At 68.6% G+C, this 512-nt stretch carries 1 protein-coding gene; it reads left to right on the forward strand.

Annotated features, from left to right (window positions below; genetic code table 11):
• Window positions 1-512, forward strand: a 512-nt coding sequence (locus GONAM_RS17620) for a DUF222 domain-containing protein (protein ID WP_006868115.1), incomplete at both ends; no start/stop codon positions are given.

The following is a 512-nucleotide window of genomic DNA, read 5'->3' on the forward strand; positions in this document are numbered from 1 at the left end:
ACCCCCGCCGACATCACCGCCCTCGGCGCACGCCTACTGGCCCACCTCGACCCCGACGGCACACTCGCCGACGACACCGACCGCAAACGCCGCCGCAACCTGTCGGTCCACCGTCAACGTGGCGACGGCACCGCCAAAATGACCGCCAACCTCACCCCCGAACTCCTCGCCCGGGTCACCATGCTGCTCGCCGTGTGGGCCACACCCGGCATGAACAACCCCGACGACCCCCACTCCCCACACGGGTCAATCGAAGACGCCGACCCCGACACGGTCGCTGCTGCAGCCGAACGCGACGACCGCACCCCCGCCCAACTCAACCACGACGCGTTCAACGCCCTGCTCAAAGCTGTCTTCGAGGACGGCCTCCTGGGTAAGAGTCACCGCGGGTTGCCGACCCAACTGATCATCAAAGCCGACCTCACCGACCTCCGGCGCGAAGCCGGGTTCGCCACCACCGCCACCGGCACCCTGATCCCCATCCCCGAACTCATCGACATGGCCGCCGACGC

It is taken from the genome of Gordonia namibiensis NBRC 108229 (assembly GCF_000298235.1).
GTDB classification, from domain to species: domain Bacteria; phylum Actinomycetota; class Actinomycetes; order Mycobacteriales; family Mycobacteriaceae; genus Gordonia; species Gordonia namibiensis.